Raw genomic sequence first — 16,595 nt, 5'->3', positions numbered from 1 at the left:
CATCACACGTGCTGTCTCCCTTTTAATTGGTTTTCAGGTAACGTTCCAATGCATAATATTCCCTCGTATGACCGGTGGCATCAGCCAATTCCTTCATGTTTTTGAGTAAGCGGACGCGATCGGCATGAAAGAAAGCAGAATTTGGAACGTTAAATACGGTGTCTTTGGCAAATTCCCAGATTACTGGATAATTCTTTTCTGAAATGGAGTCGGTCAATCGAATGAATATCTGCATCATCTCAATAATTAGTAAATAATCTTCTCCTGCATAATGACGGATTCTCCCAAATCCTTCGTACAAATAGGTGGAGAAAGTGACGGATTTATAGACAACACGCGTCTGCTCTTCATCATCCTGAAGGTAAGGGTGCAGTGTAGTAGACGCATCCATATTGATCATTAATACTGCCATTTGATGGAAAGTATTAATAGCAGATGTTGGGTCATCATTCCCAATTGATTTAATTGCAACCTCACTTAATTTATTCATGCTCATTTCCACATCCTGGATTTCGGAGCGTTTATGTCCAACTTGAATGAGTTTGCTGTATCTTTCGACTTTCAAATCTTGGGCTCCGGGGCCACGGTAACAGAATAAGCAGTTGCCATTAAGAACAAAATCACCTGATTTGGCTTCCAGCTTAACGACGATATTGTCTTCTTTTGCTTGTTTAATCATGTCCTTAAAATTAACAAGCTGAATATAGCCCGCTTTGGAAGCTTTATAAGTATACACAGGGTAATCTTCAAATGTGTACCCTGGTTCATCGACTCGGTATGGTTCCAGTTCATCGATTATTGTTGATTTAATAATCTTTTCTGACTCATCTTTCATGGCGTCTACAATATTATGGAGCTGCATCCAATTTGTCGTATGGTTCACGAAGATAGTGAAGCCGATAACAGCTGCCAGTGTAACGAGTGTACAGGAGATTGGTACGGCTGTGAAATAATCTCTGGAACTATTTGTCACAAAGAGGAAAGAAATAAGCATAAAAACAAAACTTCCATAGAATAGGCCTAATATATGCTGTGTTGTACGATCGGATATAAAGTTAAACAGCATTCGAGGTGAATATTCTGAGCTGAAACTTGTCAGAACAACGAGAATGGAGTTCAGTGTATAAGCAGCAAGCAGCAAGGTGCCGCTCACTAATACACTGACGAGTGTCCCCGTATTAGAAGCAGAAGCATTAAAAAATCCCGTTGTGTAATAAGGTAAGTTTAAAACGAGATCTAACAGCAAAGGTAAAGAGACGAGAAGCAAGGTTCCTATTATATATATAGTTGGCATCAGCCATAAATTTTGCTGCAATTCGTGCTTTCGCTGCCTGTGCGACATATGCAAAATTTTTCGTACCGATCTTGGTAATAGTTTGGTAAGCATAGAAGACGCCTCTCTCATTGATGTTATTCTTCTAACCTTTCCCATATTAAATAAAAAACAAACCAGATTTGGCAAGATGCATACCTGTCAGAATAGGGGGGTAGAGTAAAAGCAGACGGAAAAAGGAGGCTAAAGGATGGCTGATATAAAACAAGAGGAAGGACGTTTCTATGTCGGGGACAGGGAGGAACCGGATGCAGAAGTGTCTTTTCAGGAAACAGATGATATTGTGATCGAACATACGCTAGTAAAAGAGAAACTTCAAGGAGAAGGTCTTGGGACTGAATTAATAGATTATGTGGTTGATTACGCGAAGAAACAGGACAAACAAATCGTTCCTGTGTGCACATTCGCACATCAAGTACTCAGTTCTGATAAGAAATACGATGGCGTATGGGAAGGACCTCTCTGAACTAAAAAGAAGTGGCTCGCAACATGCGAAGCCACTTCTTTTTAGTTGTTGATATATTTCTCATAAATGAAACCAAAGTCATGTGTATGGTATTTATCTTTGGTAGAAGATAACCATTCGAAGCCGAATTCGGTCAGCTTTTTGTACGTGTCGTCCAACGTGCCATCCGTATAGCGGGACTGCTGGAGAATAGCAGCAGCTTTATCCAGACTTGTATGCGCCATATCTGTGTACAAGCTGTTTTCATAGTTAATCTCGGCAATACGCAGTAAAGCTTTGTACAAATCTTTCAACTGATCGATTTGGTCTTTTTTTACATCAATACTGATTGCCTGACCGTCGATTGTAAACTTGATTTCAATATCTAAATCTACCTTTCCAGCTGTTTCTAAATAAACATTGCTGATACGGTGCTGCATGTATGGGTAGCGGCGTAGTGTGCGCTTGGAGGAAACGGCGCTATCACCGTCTACATGAATGATTGCTAGATTGGTAAAACAATATTCATCCTGCCTTGTTTTAATAAGGAAGTAGATTTTTTCATTATCTTCATTCATGACGTAATCATCGGCATCTGTTTTATCATAATCACTAGGCGGTATAATCTTACCAATATCGGATAGACCTAAAGCGTCTGAAGCTAGTTTTTTAAACATAAAACAATCCTCTCTGCTGCGAAAGCATGTGATATACTAATTTTAGCAATTCTGACAGCTTGTATCCATCTATTTTTTGAAATGGTGCATCTGGACTAATGTGAATAGGAAAGGCGGAAACATATGAAAGAAACGTTGCGAGCTATGCCGCAGACAAAACGCTTGAACTGGATTGATGCAGCAAGAGGAGCAGCCATTCTTGGTATATTTATGGTGAACGCACCATCCTTCGGGTCTCCTTACTACATGCCAGGCATGGATTCACCAGAATGGGATTCAACCCTTGATAACTTTTTGCTCGGCGGCATCGATATCTTCTTCCAGGCAAGTTTTTATACGTTGTTTTCCATTCTCTTTGGCTTCGGGATGCAGCTTATCTTTGACAGCAGAAAACGAGATGGCATCAGACCAGGCTGGTTTTTGAGCAGACGAATGCTCGTTCTGCTCGTTCTGGGTTCTATCCATGCGTTTCTCATTTGGCATGGAGATATTTTATTTACATATGCAATTTTAGGTTTATTGCTCATTCCTTTTCTTTATACACCGAGATGGGTATTATTGATGATGATTCCGATTCTGCTGTTACCGATTGTCGTGCTGTTAACATTGAGTACACTTCTCGGTTCACTTCTGCCTGAAGGCGAAATGGATGCGTATATGGTTGAGTCAATGGATATTCCAAATAAACTTACTGCTTATGGAAATGGGTCGTATGGTGATATTTTGCAGCAGAACTGGATAGACTGGTCAAGCTCGAATGGAGTTGGAGGGTTAATCATGGGTATTTTCATGATACTACCGCTGCTGCTGCTCGGCGCTTATCTTGCACGCACGAAGCTGCTGCATAATCCGGTTGCAAATCGACGCAAACTTATTTGGTTCACGACTATTACAGGTGCTATTTTTCTTGTCTTCAAGGCAGGGCCATACTTAATTGGTGCGCCACTTTGGCTGAGTATTGCACAAGATTCCATCGGTGGACCTGCGTGTGCGTTATTTTACCTCTCGCTCATCACGCTTGTCTCTCGGTTGCCTGTTTTTAGCTGGATTGCACATCAGCTCAGCTACGTTGGGCGTATGTCTTTATCTAACTACTTGTTTCAATCTGTCTTTATGTTCTTCTTGTTTTACAATATCGGTTTTGGATTATACGCATCATTCTCTTTGATTGGCTTTGTTGCTTTCGTCATAGGGGTATTCGTATTTCAAGTAATCGTGAGCCGAATTTGGTTCCGATATTATACATTCGGACCTGTGGAATGGTTGTGGCGCATTCTGACATACGGGAAAATACAGCCGTTGCGAAAGAAAAAAATGCAGCGTGTGTCTTGATGCCGAAATAAGAGGGAATCATGGTATGATAGAAATGAATTGTTCAAAAGGAGGTACATAATGGACGGCATGATATTGACTCATGTTATTGGCTGGGGCCTCGGAATAGTGCTCTTCTTTGCAGCACTTGTTCTGTACAACGAGAAGAAAAGTAAACAAGCAACGATTCCGCACATGATACTGCGACTGGACTATTTAGTCATTCTGTATACCGGATTTGTACTATTATGGAGATACTTTGACGCATCTGGATCTTCTTTTACTGTCCAAGCAATCATTAAGGGTGTTGCAGGCTTGCTTGTTATTGTCTGCATGGAAATGATTCTTGTCAAAATGAAAAAGGAAAAATCAGCAAAAGCATGGTGGATCATCTTTTTCATCGCACTTGTGATAACACTGCTGCTGGGCTTCGGTATTCTGCCGATGGGATTTTTACCTGCATAAGTCTGCCACTTCTGGCAGGCTTTTTTCAATACTCACGTTTATCGCAGGTTTTCATATGTTGTAGAAGTAACGGCTAACGACATGAAATCGGCGAGTAAAGGAGTAGAGCGGCAAAATGTGCGGTATTACTGGGTGGATTAACTTTAAACGAAATCTGACACAAGAACAGCCTGTGATTCAAAAGATGGCACAGACTTTATCAAAACGAGGACCAGATGAGTATAACGATTGGGGTGCGTCACATGTGTTGTTCGGACATAGACGACTAATCGTGGTAGATGCTGCAGGTGGCAAGCAGCCGATGCAGTATACCGATGAACGTGGTACTTATACATTGGTTTATAATGGAGAGCTTTACAACACAGAAGATATCCGCAAAGAATTGTTGCGGCGCGGCTGGACTTTCCAAGGGCATTCTGACACAGAAGTATTATTAAAGAGTTATATCGAATGGCAGGATGCATGTGTCGAAAAGTTTAATGGTATTTTTGCGTTCGCCATTTGGCATGACAAATCAGAAATGCTTTTCTTTGCCAGAGACAGATTAGGGGTAAAACCTTTCTTTTACATGGAGCAGGATGGCGGCCTTTTAATTGGATCGGAAATAAAAGCAATCCTTGCTCATCCTGAAGTAGAGGCAGTTCTTGATCAAGATGGTCTCTCAGAAGTCCTCTCACTTGGACCGTCACGGACGCCTGGTCACGGCGTTTTTAAAGGCATTAATGAACTGCGAGCAGGTCATGTTGGGAAGTTCGACCGAAACGGTTTGAAACTGACACGCTATTGGAATGTCGAAAGCAAAGAGCATACCGACTCCATAGAGGAAACGGCAGCAACAGTTCGGGAGCTTCTGACAGATGCTGTAGTACGGCAGCTTGTTTCTGATGTACCGCTTGGAACGTTCCTTTCTGGCGGAGTTGATTCCAGCGCTATTACTGCAATTGCAGCAAATCACTATAAAGAGACAGGAAAAGGGCAATTGTCTACATTCTCTATCGACTTTGACGGCAATGACACATACTTTAAGAAAAGCGAATTCCAGCCGGAGAGCGATCAGACCTTCGTAAAAAAGATGCAAAAAGCTTTTGATACGCATCATACGACGCATGTGATGGATAATCACTTGCTTGCCGATTCACTGAAAGAAGCAACGATTCTTCGTGACCTTCCAGGCATGGCAGACGTGGACGCTTCTCTGTTTTGGTTCTGCGGACGTATTAAAGAAGACGTGACTGTTGCTTTATCAGGAGAATGTGCAGATGAAATTTTTGGCGGCTACCCATGGTTTTATCGAGAAGATGATCTTAACAGAGAAGGTTTCCCATGGATTCGATCCGCTCAAGTTCGGAACAATTTGCTCAAAAAAGAATGGCAGCAAGACTTAGATTTGCACGGCTATATGCTCAGCAGATACCAAGCTACTATTGATGAAACACCGCAGCTGCCAGGCGAAGAAGCAGAGGCGGCGAAGCGAAGACAGATGTTTTATTTGAATATGCACTGGTTTATGCCGACATTGCTCGACAGGAAAGACCGCATGAGCATGGGAGCAAGTTTTGAGGCACGCGTTCCGTTTAGTGATCACCGTTTAGTGGAATATGTTTGGAACATACCATGGGAAATAAAAACGCATGGAAATAAGGAGAAGGGCATTTTGCGAAAGGCACTCGAAGGTATTTTGCCCGATGAAGTGCTGTACCGAAAGAAGAGTCCTTACCCGAAAACACATAATCCAGTGTATACGGCAGCCGTTGTTAAATGGATGGAAGAAATTTTGCGAGATAATGATGCACGATTATTCGATCTGTTCGACCGTCAGGAAATCGAAGCCCTTGTGAAAAGCAAAGGGCAGGATGTAACAGCTCCATGGTTCGGTCAATTGATGACAGGACCACAGTTGCTGGCTCATTTGGCACAAATTGATTACTGGCTGCGCCACTATAACGTGAAAATACGCGCATGACCTGATCAGGGAGCTTTTTTGCTCCTTACATAATAAAACTATTTTCTTTTGCTTTCATTTTCGCTATAATGATTCGCGGGCTTGGCGCAGGAATAGCTTTCTACCGATCTGCGCAAGCTTTTTTTATGAGTGTTTTAGAAGGAGGTACATAGTTGTTTTATTTTGAAATCAAACGTATCATTGTTGTCATATTCGGCGCCTTGCTTAATGCGGTGGCACTGAATTTCTTCTTAATACCTGCAAGTGTATATGGCAGCGGGTTTACCGGTGCTGCCCAGCTTTTATATGATTTCTTTGCTCAAGTAGTAGGAACAACCGCGATTGGGACAGGTATCTGGCTCTTTCTATTAAATGTTCCAGTAGCTATTCTAGGCTGGATGAAGGTGGGGAAAGGCTTTACGATCTACAGCCTCTTCTCTGTTGCTTGTATGACTGTCATGCTGGAGCTGCTGCCGATCCATGCGCTCTCGGATGATATTATCCTAAACGCAGTATTTGGTGGGGTAATTGCTGGTGTGGGTGTCGGTCTTACATTGAAGTGGGGTGCTTCTACTGGCGGGATGGACATTGTTGTCATGATTCTGTCTCGCCTGAAAGATAGACCCGTAGGTACTTACTTCCTTATGTTGAATGGAATTATCATTCTTCTGGCTGGCATACTTAATGAGCCTGCCAATGCCTTGTATACACTGGTCACATTATATGTCTCTACCCGGGTTATTGATGCCATTCATACACGTTATGAAAAAGTAACTGCTATGATTGTCACCTCTCAATCGGACGAACTCCAACAAGCCATCTACAATAAGATGGTTCGCGGTATTACCGTTATTCCAGTTCGAGGCGGTTACACGAAACAAGATAAAAATATGCTGATGCTCGTTATAACACGTTATGAATTGTATGATTTAGAGCATATCATCAAGGAAGTGGATCCGGCTGCTTTCATGAACGTTGTCGAGACAGCAGGTATTTACGGTTTCTTCCGGAAAGACAAATAAAAGCTGAGGAGCATATAGTAGCTCCTCAGCTTTTTTAGTAACCTGCTTCTTCCATAACTGCGACGACTTTCGCGGAAAGCTCGTCCCAATCTGCGTTCGGCAGCTTGTTAATTGTAATGAAGTTTTGGAAACCGAATACATTATCGACACCTTCAACTGTCATCAGCTGATTCATGATGTCATATTCGCTCGTTTGTCCAGGCATAACAGAAACACTGCCATTCCCTTCAAAAATCATTTTATCAGTTGTAAATTTCTTTGCATTCGGATTCGGGGTATTTTCCACTCTAATACTCATGCTCTTGACCTCCTAGCGTCCATACTTACCCCTATCATAGCAGATAGACACCATTTTAAAAAGCGGGAAATAATTAGCTTCATTCCAGCGTTGTACGGGTATCTTCAAATGAAAAGGAGGAGATGGGAATGTTTGTAAGAATTCTGCTGATTGGCAGCATTGCTGGACTTATATTATCTGGATGGATGTTTCTTTGGCAGCAGCTTACAGGTATCCGTGTTTATACGCTTTTAATGAATGTGGATTTTATTCCGCTCTTAAAACAAGTGGAGTGGAATCAACTGTTGCTTAATTTGTTTCATTTAATTATTTCCTGGGCAATTGTTCCTGTTTATATCATGTTGAAGAGAAGACTAACTGTTAACAAGTGGCTAATTGGAATGATAATGAGTACTGTTGTGGCAGGTGTTTATTTCCCATTAGTCATGCTCGCTGTGAAACCTGTCCCGGCGATGGGAGACGGATATGCGTTGTTCATCTGGTATACCGGGCACTTGTTATATGGTATATTTCTCGTAAAACTGACAGATATAATGAAAACGTAAATTTTTTAATGGTGTTCAGATGGGCAGAAGGTCGTTATGTTATAATCAATCTGCAATCTTAGCTTATACACCAGGTCAAGTGTAAAAAAAGGTAGAGGTGTACAGATTGAAGAAATACCAAGAGATTTTTTTGTCAAAGATTAATGAAAGCTTTGCGATGTTTAAACAGCAAGACGTAATTTATAAGGATGACTTGTATCAACTTGTTCATCAAATAAAGGGTACCGGTGCATCGATTGGATTGGATACGCTCTCTGAAGTTGCAGAAACTCAATTGAAATAGATTGCGGAAATTGAGGACTCGCGTCTCAGCAAGGCTGTCTGGCTTCCGATAATAGATGCAATTGAGGCAGAATTGCAGCAGAAACCGGAAATGCCCCCAAGTCCGCGAGAACTAATTAGACAGGAGCCCGTTCTTCTCATATCCAGTAATAATGATTGGCTCATGCGAGCAAGAGAACGTATAGAAAAAGAAGGTCTTCAAGTCATTGTTGCTGCAGATAAAGAACGTGCCATTGCTCACCTTTATGATTCGCATCCGCTCATTACATTGATTGACGGCAATTGGAGAGGTCATATAGCAAAAGAAGACACAGCATATATCCAGCAAAAAATGTTCTCTTTTGTCATGTTTATCGGCGGACAACTGACGATGGAAGAAAAGCGGCGTTATTTGCGTAATGGTATTACAGACATTCTCGACGCAGCTGAAGTAGATGAACTGGTGATCGAGCTTCTATTCAATCGCTTGAGTCTGCTGGATACAATGGAGCAGCGAGTGGTAGTAGATCCTTTAACACAGGTATATAACCGCTCATTTCTCGCCAGTTTTCCAATTGGCCGAATGTCAGAACTTGCTTGCGCAGTGCTTGATATAGATAACTTTAAACAAGTAAATGATACATATGGACATGCAAGCGGAGACACTATATTACGTAATTTTGCAGCGTATTTAAAACATGCCGTTCGAGAAGAAGATTATGTGATCCGCTATGGCGGAGAAGAGTTTTTGCTGCTGATGCCGGGTATATCGGGTGATGCAGCAGCCAATCGTTTGCGCGATATGTTGGAAGGATACATGCAAAAACCTCAGGAACTCACACAGGAAACGATTTATAATTCCTTTACCGCTGGCATCTCATCCAATTCGAATGAACAGCGGTTTTCTTTGCATCAGCTTATTGAGCGGGCAGACCAAGCCCTATATTACGGAAAGCGTAATGGAAAGCAACAAGTGAATGTATATGAGACGCGCTTTCAGATGATGGAAGAGCCTTATAAATCTCTCTATCTTTCGGTTGTAGATGATGATGCAGTCATTCGCTCTTTGCTGGATGATAATTTAAGAGATTTACAGCTTGATGGTTATCGAATACAGTTGCGAACATTTGCCAACGGCAGTACGCTGTTAGCTTCGGATTGGATAAAACAAGCAGGCAAGCATATTGTGCTGCTGGATGGTGTAATGCCTGATATGGATGGCTTAGAGGTGCTGAGTATGCTTCGGACATTCCCGAATGAGAAAAACCTGTTTATTATGATGCTTACAGGCAGGCAGGATAATCAAGATGTCGTAAAGGCGCTGGAACTTGGAGCAGATGATTATATGACCAAACCATTCTGTGTCGAAGAAGTTGCAGCCAGAATTAAACGGATGATACTCCGTACATAGGAGGAGATAGAATAGATGGCAAGAATTTTAGTGGCAGATGATGAAGAAGTCCTTCGTATGCTTATTACGGATACGCTGGAAGACGAAGGGCATAACATCGACAATGCAGTAGACGGCCGGGATGTGCTGAAAAAGTTGCAAACAGAAATATATGACTTGGTGATATTAGATAATATGATGCCTGGGATGACAGGGATAGAAGTGGCACATTCGCTCACAGATGAATGGAAACAGCAATATCCAATCATTATGCTTACGGCAAAGACGCAGCAATCGGACATTGAGGAAACAAAGAAAGCTGGAATTCCTTATTATATGGCTAAACCTTTTAGTCCTATGCAGCTGGTGTTACTTGTAGAGGATATTCTCGATGCCTAACTTCTTTCGCAAATCAATTAAGCGGCAATTTCTTTACATCTTATTTTTTGTACTGTTAGCAACGCTTCTCGGTATGACTACGTTTTTCTACATACACGATTCCACCAACAAGGAATATGAGAGAGCGCGCGATATACTTGTGGAGAAGCGGGGAGTCATTCAATCAATTAAAGATAATGTTAGCGAAATGGTTTTCCATATGCGCGGCTATGCTCTTTATATAAGCGAAGAAGAAAGAACGACTGCAGAAGATGCGCATGCCTCCTTGGAGGAGAACCTGGAGCAGTTGAAAGCAACTGATCTTTCCAGTCAGGAACAAGCGTATGTAGAACGGCTCCAAAGTTTTGAAAACCTTTATTGGGATGCTTATTATCCGCAGCTTCAGGAAGCGATTTCTTCAGATAATGTGCAAGATCTTACAGATGAAGTTGCCGATGAGCGAATTTCAGACATCAATACGATTCTTCGTGTAACAGAACGTTTAAGGCAGTTAAATGAAGCGGAGGTAACTCAATTACATGATCGCTTTATGGATGATAATAATCAGGAGTCTTATATGCTGTTCTTGTTTGTTTTGTTCCTATTCGCGGTGCTCTTATTCTTCAACAGGCAGTTCACACGAAATATTGGAAAGCCGCTGTATGAATTATCCAATGCTGCTTATGACGTTGCGCAAGGAAAGAATGTGACGGTTGCACCGCTGAAGCGCAAAGATGAAATAGGGGTTTTGTCAGATGCATTCCGGGAGATGACGAAAAGAATCCAAAATCGGGAGCAAAACCTTTCCGAACAAAATGCACAGCTGAAAGAACAGCAGCAGCAACTGGAAGGTTTTGTGTATGATTTGCGTAATCTGAATTGGGCATTGAATGAATCAGCAATGGTAATTGTACTGGATAACAAAGGTGTCATCAGCCAAGTAAATGCTAATTTTAGTTCTATCTCTCAATGTCCGGAGAAAGAATTAATCGGCAGAAATTTGTTAAGTATTACTTCCCATGAAGAAATTACAACAGATATCCGTCAAGTATTTCCTGATTTGTTCAAAGGTCAAGCCTGGAGTGGAACGCTCGAACACCAGAAGAAAGATGGAACAAGCTTTTGGGTGCATGCAACGATTGTGCCTTATACGAATGAAGACCAGATGATAGAACAGTTAATCGTTATTGAGCAAGACATTACGCGTATTATGGAATCTGAAAAGAAACTTCGTGAGTCTTTACGCGAGACGGAAGAGACGAAACAAGGGATCGAACGGATGAATCTGATGAATAATACGCTGTCGGTAACGATGGAGAAACAGGCACTGCTGGATACGATAATTTCAGAGCTGGCAGCTATTTATCGATATGACTATGGTTTAGTCTTTATGACCGAGACACCAGAATGGGCAGCGATTGGTCTTAATCGACATTTCGAAGAACCAGTAGCTGAGCATTTCCAGCATGTGGTCAACCGACTGAAAGATACTCCGGAATCGTTTGTTTTGGAGAGAATAGCAGCGCACACAGAACAAGGATATCACGGTAACGGCATTAGTGAGGATTTACATATACCGGTCCATAATTCTGCTGGTGATCTTGTTGCAATCTTTATTTGCACAAGGTTCCAAATGCCGTTCCGTGATAGTGAAAAAAGAGAGCTGAACTGGATTCTGAAACGACTCAGCTTATTCCTCGATAAAATTGAATCGTATGAACTAACAGAATACAACAGACAGCTGAATCAAGATATCATCGACAATGTGAATGAAGGTATCCAGTTTGTCAGTACAAACGGAGAACTATTGCAGTATAACGCCAACTGGCAGGTCTATTTGCAGCTTGCTAGTGTTGCGGCTCACCGGAATGCATGTAATAGCTACGAAGTCTGGATGGACTATACAAAAACGTATATTGATAATCAAGAAGCGTATGAACAATATATTAAACAGGCTATTTTTGAAGAGAAACAGCCAGAAGGCGGTTTGCGGCTGCGTGTCAGCGGTATGGAAAACAAAGTACTGCTGCTCTATCATGTGGCAATCAAACGCCATGGTGAAAAAATTGGCACGTTATTCGTCTATCGCGATATAACAGCAGAATACGAAGTAGATCAAATGAAATCGAATCTTGTCAGTACTGTTAGCCATGAACTGCGAACACCGCTCGCCAGTGTCCTCGGCTACACGGAATTAATGATTAATCGGGAATTGAAGCCAGAGCGCCAAGCTAGATATTTAACGACGATTCATCAAGAAGCAACCAGATTGACGAACTTGATCAATGATTTTCTTGATTTGCAACGTATGGAAGCAGGAAAACAAGAGTACGTGAAAGAAAAGCAGGCATTTACACCAATTGTAGAGCAAGTTGTAGAGAACTTCCAAACTACAAGTCCTCATCATAACTTGGTTATCCAGAAGAACAGTAATAACGATTATGTTGCTGCTGACCGGGATAAGATGATTCAGGTAGTGACGAATTTGCTTAGTAATGCAATCAAGTTCTCACCAGATGGAGGAGACGTAGTTGTTTCCATTCAGCAGCAGGAACATCAGCTGTTCGTACACGTTTCCGATGAAGGCATTGGAATACCGGATCAAGAATTAAGCAGGCTTTTCCAGAAATTCAACCGGCTTGATAATTCCAGCGCACGTAAAATCGGCGGAACTGGATTGGGACTGGCGATATGTAAGGAAATTATAGAAGCGCATAACGGGAAGATCATGGTTCGCTCTGCAGAAGGTGAAGGAAGTGTGTTCAGTCTTGTCCTTCCGCTTGTTGAAACAGATGACCATACAGTTACGCAGAAAGAAGAAAATGGCAGACAAATTGTTCTGCTTGAGGATGACAGGAGTTTAGCAATGCTCCTGGAAGATGAACTGAAAGATGCAGGTTTTACGGTTAATCGCTTTGTCTCAGGCGAAACTCTGATAAACCAACTGCACAATATCAAGCCCGCAGCTTTTGTTATTGACTTAATGCTTGGTGAAGGTGTGGACGGCTGGGATGTTATCCATCACATCAAACAGCAGCCGTTTCTACAAGACGTACCAATCTTCATATCCAGTGCGATTCAGGAAATGGAGAAGGCAAAAGAATATGAAATTAATCATTATCTTATTAAGCCTTATCCGCCCAATAAGCTATCGACGATTATTTTGCAGTCCATTCTGCAGCATGGCAATAAAGGGTTCATCGCTTATAAAAAAGAGGAAGAACAGTAAAGAGGCAGATCCGATATCGGATCTGCCTCTTTCTGTTACTGGTCGAGCTTCTGCTGGAAGTCCTGCAATTGCTGCTTTTCTTCTGCAGTTGCGTCGTTGTATGCAGATTGGATGGCCTCTTGCGCTGTGGCAGAGTCATCCTGACTTGGCTTGTTCGTCAAGCCCTGCATTTTGTGTTTTGCTTTCTCGAAGAAGTTTTCCATCCTAAAACCCTCCATTATGGCTTTCTGATTTTTGCTTCTTCACCGTATCGCTGAAGCGTTCGCGGTAAACGAAAATCTCGTCATGCTGCCTCACCGATTGTGCACCTTGACTTGTGATACGTTTTGATTTACTTCTCTTGCTCATTCGTTACCCCTCCGAACGTCTTAAGAAGTAAAAGCATAACCGGCTTTACCCGATTACGCTCTTATTTTGCACCCATAACGGATAGATTATAAGATGAAAAAATTCCCAATTAATTTGCTGGCGTTTCAAGTTTTAGATAAGAATGAAGGAAGGATGCAATACCATCTTCCATATTCGTACCAGTTGTATAATTGGCCAATTCCTTTAAAGGCGCAATTGCATTCCCCATTGCTACGCCTGCACCTGCATATTGAATCATTTCCAGATCATTATCTTCATCGCCAAAAGCAATAATGCGATCTTGCGGGATGCCGTAATAGTGGGAAATCTTCTGGAGACCAACAGCCTTGCTTAGGCCTTTACGGATAATCTCAATTATGTGGTAAGGTGCTCCCCAGCGTCGGTGTTCAATCACCTCGGCATGCTCTTGTTCTAACGTTTCCCGTATGGAAGCAACTTGGTTTTCGTGTGGATAAATAAGTAAAGATGTAGGATCATCCTGCAACAGGGATGTTAAACTGCCGACTTTAATCGGATCATCTTCCTCTTCCAAATGAAACAGATCTAATAAGTATTGGTCGTACCGATCAATATAAACATCATCCATGACTTCAGCGATGATATTTTTGACGTCGAGCCTATGGCAAGTTTCGACGATTTTCCTCGCCGTACGAATTGGCATAGGTGAGTGAACAGCATCCCATTTTTTTTCGTCAGGATGATGAATGAGCGCACCATTGAAATTAACCATTGGAGTGGTAAGACCTAGTTCTCGGTAGTAAGCGAGAGAAGCCCGATGCGGTCTTCCTGTTGCAATAACGACAACATGACCTGCTCGTATAGCTGCTTCAATTGCTTGTTTGTTCTTTTCAGATATGTGTTTATCATCTGTTAACAGTGTTCCGTCTAAATCTAGTGCTATTAAATGTTTCTCCATTATTTATCACCTCTGTATTGTACATTATAGTGTATCTCTCTCTTCTTTATCTGTAAAGAAATCGTCAAGACGGAGGAGTATCAATTTACAAAAAACATCAGGACAACTAAGATGAAACAGTAGGTAATGGAAAATGAAGAAGAGGATGAAGTAAATGATCGTCATTAAAGAAGAAGTCTGGAACGAGGTACCATTGCTTCGAGTTGAACAAGCGGGTGCTGAAGGTCAGGAACTTCCAGTGTTTACATATTTCCACGGTTTCACGAGCGCAAGAGAACATAATTTACCAATGGCTTATATGCTTGCAGAAAAAGGCTATCGAGTCTTATTACCCGAAGCGCTGCACCACGGGATACGAGAAGATGCTATCAGCAGCAGTAAGCGTCAGCTGGAATTTTTCGCAATCGTAAAGGAAAATCTTCACGACTTAGAGCGGATTTATCAATACGCATCCGAAAATGGCTTCATTCAGGATAATCGTTTTGCAATCGGTGGTACTAGTATGGGCGGAATTACGACTTGTGCAGCACTGACACAATTTGATTGGGTAAATGCTGGTATGGTCATGATGGGATCACCAAAAATTTCTGCTTTTGCACGAGGAATGGTAGAAGCAGTAAAACAATCGGGTATGCAAATGAATGTTGCAGATGACGAGTTAGAAAAACTTTACACACAGCTCGAAAAGATTGATTTGTCACTTCAACCGGAAACAATCGGCAGCCGGCCGCTGTTCTTCTGGCACGGTGATCAAGATCCAGTCGTTCCGTATAAACATTCTCGAAGTTTTTACGAGATAATGGAACAAAAAGCGAAAAGCCCTGATCAGTTCACCTACGTGTCAGAAGCAGGTACGGGTCATAAGGTTTCCAGAAAAGCAATGCTGGCCGGCACAGCATGGCTAGAGACGGTATTGTAAGGAGTTTATTTCTATTTTGACGAAAATATGTTTAAATAGATGCAGACAAACAGTTATTCGAACTGGTTTAAAGGAGGAGCAGACATGAATCAGGCATTAGAAGAGAATATGATGGGTGCACTGGAGAACGTTATCGACCCCGAACTTGGAATTGATATCGTGAACCTTGGATTAGTGTACGGCGTAGACATAGATGAAGACGGTACAGGCATCGTAACGATGACATTAACAGCAATGGGCTGTCCGCTTGCTGGTCACATTGAACAGGATGTTAAACGAGTTTTAATGGATATTCCCGAAGTTAAAGAAACGAAAGTAAATATTGTGTGGAGTCCGCCATGGTCTAAAGACCGTATGTCCCGCTATGCTAAAATAGCGCTCGGAATTCCAGATTGATGCAAAAACCTCCTGCATAAGCAGGAGGTTTTTTTGCACAACCAAACCTTTCCCTGCATAGGCTGTGGGTGAAAAGGGGGAAGGTTCATCGTGACACATTCTTATGAACAGTATCCGCAATTAAAGCAGATGATGGATAAATGTAAGCAGCATAAACATCAGTATGTAATGGTTCAGTTAATGGATGGCTATCAGATGGATGGTATCATCTTAGATGTAGATGACGAGTATATCCATCTCGCAATACCAGCTTCGGAACAGTATGACTATGTCGAGCAAGATGACTATCGATATGGCTATCCTGGTTATCCGGGATATGGCTACGGATATGGTTACGGATACGGTCCGCGCAATCGACTGCGCCGATTAGTTTTGCCGCTCGCTGGTCTAGCTGCACTTAGCTTGATTCCATGGTAATAGAAAAACCTTGCCAGTTGGCAAGGTTTTATTCATTGTCTTCCGCATTTGGAAGTACAGCAGATACAGTCCAGACACCTAGACTGAAGATAATTGTCATGACGATCACAAGTGACATGTCATAAGGATCACCAGACATACTTGTCAGTACGAACGCTGCAACAGCACTAAGAACGAATCCCCAAATAATGGTTACGATAAATCGCATTAGTATCACCTCTATTATTCACACATATACTTCTATCATAGCAGGTTCCGGCTAAAAAGAAAACGATTCTTGTG

Annotated in this window: 20 protein-coding genes; 13 read left to right on the top strand and 7 right to left on the bottom strand. The window is 42.0% G+C overall.

The genetic code is table 11. The features are described from left to right. Window positions 1-22: 22 nt before the first annotated feature. Window positions 23-1,387 (bottom strand): DUF2254 domain-containing protein, encoded by a 1,365-nt coding sequence (locus tag B1K52_RS16625; RefSeq protein WP_179106592.1) that lies wholly within the window; start codon window positions 1,385-1,387, stop codon window positions 23-25. A 136-nt stretch (window positions 1,388-1,523) separates the two neighbouring features. Between B1K52_RS16625 and B1K52_RS16620 the strand changes: the two genes are divergently transcribed. Beyond that, on the top strand, window positions 1,524-1,799 hold the full coding sequence (locus B1K52_RS16620) for a GNAT family N-acetyltransferase (protein WP_077310266.1): 276 nt from the start codon (window positions 1,524-1,526) through the stop codon (window positions 1,797-1,799). A 41-nt stretch (window positions 1,800-1,840) separates the two neighbouring features. Here the strand turns inward: B1K52_RS16620 and B1K52_RS16615 are convergent, their stop codons facing one another. After that, window positions 1,841-2,455: a PH domain-containing protein gene (locus tag B1K52_RS16615; protein WP_077310264.1), complete on the bottom strand. Its 615-nt coding sequence runs from the start codon at window positions 2,453-2,455 to the stop codon at window positions 1,841-1,843. Between the two features lie 123 nt (window positions 2,456-2,578). Between B1K52_RS16615 and B1K52_RS16610 the strand changes: the two genes are divergently transcribed. The 4 genes from B1K52_RS16610 to B1K52_RS16595 all read left to right on the top strand — a co-directional run bounded on the left by B1K52_RS16610 (window position 2,579) and on the right by B1K52_RS16595 (window position 7,195). Further along, window positions 2,579-3,787, top strand: coding sequence for a DUF418 domain-containing protein (locus B1K52_RS16610; RefSeq protein ID WP_077310262.1), 1,209 nt, complete (start codon window positions 2,579-2,581; stop codon window positions 3,785-3,787). A gap of 60 nt (window positions 3,788-3,847) precedes the next feature. Continuing rightward, window positions 3,848-4,231 (top strand): YisL family protein, encoded by a 384-nt coding sequence (locus B1K52_RS16605; RefSeq protein WP_256855947.1) that lies wholly within the window; start codon window positions 3,848-3,850, stop codon window positions 4,229-4,231. 115 nt (window positions 4,232-4,346) lie between these two features. Continuing rightward, window positions 4,347-6,194, top strand: a complete 1,848-nt coding sequence (gene asnB / locus B1K52_RS16600; protein WP_077310260.1) for an asparagine synthase (glutamine-hydrolyzing) — start codon at window positions 4,347-4,349, stop codon at window positions 6,192-6,194. A gap of 152 nt (window positions 6,195-6,346) precedes the next feature. After that, window positions 6,347-7,195, top strand: a complete 849-nt coding sequence (locus B1K52_RS16595) for a YitT family protein (RefSeq protein ID WP_077310257.1) — start codon at window positions 6,347-6,349, stop codon at window positions 7,193-7,195. Window positions 7,196-7,229: 34 nt separating this feature from the next. On the opposite strand, the gene B1K52_RS16590 is transcribed toward B1K52_RS16595, so the two are convergent. Further along, a complete protein-coding gene (locus B1K52_RS16590) occupies window positions 7,230-7,493 on the bottom strand; it encodes a NifU N-terminal domain-containing protein (protein WP_077310255.1) in 264 nt (87 codons plus the stop codon). Window positions 7,494-7,621: 128 nt separating this feature from the next. On the opposite strand from B1K52_RS16590, the gene B1K52_RS16585 reads away from it, so the two are divergent. The 5 genes from B1K52_RS16585 (at window position 7,622) to B1K52_RS16570 (ending at window position 13,296) form a co-directional block, all read left to right on the top strand. Next, window positions 7,622-8,038: a hypothetical protein gene (locus B1K52_RS16585; protein WP_077310252.1), complete on the top strand. Its 417-nt coding sequence runs from the start codon at window positions 7,622-7,624 to the stop codon at window positions 8,036-8,038. A gap of 130 nt (window positions 8,039-8,168) precedes the next feature. Continuing rightward, window positions 8,169-8,321, top strand: coding sequence for an Hpt domain-containing protein (locus B1K52_RS17760; RefSeq protein ID WP_143588909.1), 153 nt, complete (start codon window positions 8,169-8,171; stop codon window positions 8,319-8,321). Window positions 8,322-8,411: 90 nt separating this feature from the next. Further along, window positions 8,412-9,710, top strand: a complete 1,299-nt coding sequence (locus tag B1K52_RS16580) for a GGDEF domain-containing response regulator (protein ID WP_179106591.1) — start codon at window positions 8,412-8,414, stop codon at window positions 9,708-9,710. 15 nt (window positions 9,711-9,725) lie between these two features. After that, window positions 9,726-10,088: a response regulator transcription factor gene (locus tag B1K52_RS16575; protein ID WP_077310247.1), complete on the top strand. Its 363-nt coding sequence runs from the start codon at window positions 9,726-9,728 to the stop codon at window positions 10,086-10,088. Further along, a complete protein-coding gene (locus tag B1K52_RS16570; RefSeq protein WP_077310245.1) occupies window positions 10,081-13,296 on the top strand; it encodes an ATP-binding protein in 3,216 nt (1,071 codons plus the stop codon). The genes B1K52_RS16575 and B1K52_RS16570 overlap by 8 nt, the downstream gene beginning before the upstream one ends. A 35-nt stretch (window positions 13,297-13,331) precedes the next feature. On the opposite strand, the gene B1K52_RS17755 is transcribed toward B1K52_RS16570, so the two are convergent. From B1K52_RS17755 to B1K52_RS16565, 3 genes are all read right to left on the bottom strand, one after another. Then, on the bottom strand, window positions 13,332-13,499 hold the full coding sequence (locus B1K52_RS17755; protein WP_179106590.1) for a DUF3813 family protein: 168 nt from the start codon (window positions 13,497-13,499) through the stop codon (window positions 13,332-13,334). A 1-nt stretch (window position 13,500) separates the two neighbouring features. Then, window positions 13,501-13,644, bottom strand: coding sequence for a hypothetical protein (locus B1K52_RS18070; RefSeq protein WP_179106589.1), 144 nt, complete (start codon window positions 13,642-13,644; stop codon window positions 13,501-13,503). Between the two features lie 109 nt (window positions 13,645-13,753). After that, entirely contained in the window at window positions 13,754-14,581 is an 828-nt protein-coding gene (locus B1K52_RS16565; protein ID WP_077310243.1) for a Cof-type HAD-IIB family hydrolase, read from the bottom strand. A gap of 154 nt (window positions 14,582-14,735) precedes the next feature. Here B1K52_RS16565 and B1K52_RS16560 point away from each other — a divergent pair, with 154 nt between their 5' ends. The 3 genes from B1K52_RS16560 to B1K52_RS16550 all read left to right on the top strand — a co-directional run bounded on the left by B1K52_RS16560 (window position 14,736) and on the right by B1K52_RS16550 (window position 16,313). Continuing rightward, window positions 14,736-15,500, top strand: a complete 765-nt coding sequence (locus B1K52_RS16560) for a prolyl oligopeptidase family serine peptidase (RefSeq protein ID WP_077310241.1) — start codon at window positions 14,736-14,738, stop codon at window positions 15,498-15,500. Window positions 15,501-15,584: 84 nt separating this feature from the next. Further along, entirely contained in the window at window positions 15,585-15,896 is a 312-nt protein-coding gene (locus B1K52_RS16555) for a metal-sulfur cluster assembly factor (RefSeq protein WP_077310239.1), read from the top strand. Between the two features lie 90 nt (window positions 15,897-15,986). Next, the gene (locus tag B1K52_RS16550) at window positions 15,987-16,313 is read left to right on the top strand and encodes a hypothetical protein (protein ID WP_256855946.1); all 327 of its coding nucleotides are present in this window, start codon (window positions 15,987-15,989) and stop codon (window positions 16,311-16,313) included. A gap of 28 nt (window positions 16,314-16,341) precedes the next feature. Here the strand turns inward: B1K52_RS16550 and B1K52_RS16545 are convergent, their stop codons facing one another. Then, entirely contained in the window at window positions 16,342-16,521 is a 180-nt protein-coding gene (locus B1K52_RS16545) for a DUF2929 family protein (protein WP_077310237.1), read from the bottom strand. Window positions 16,522-16,595: the final 74 nt, after the last annotated feature.

The organism is Terribacillus halophilus, from assembly GCF_900162685.1.
In the GTDB taxonomy this organism is placed as follows: Bacteria; Bacillota; Bacilli; order Bacillales; family Amphibacillaceae; genus Terribacillus; species Terribacillus halophilus_A.
The sequence above is the reverse complement of the archived record's forward strand: the minus strand, read 5'-3'. Positions and strand labels throughout refer to the sequence as shown.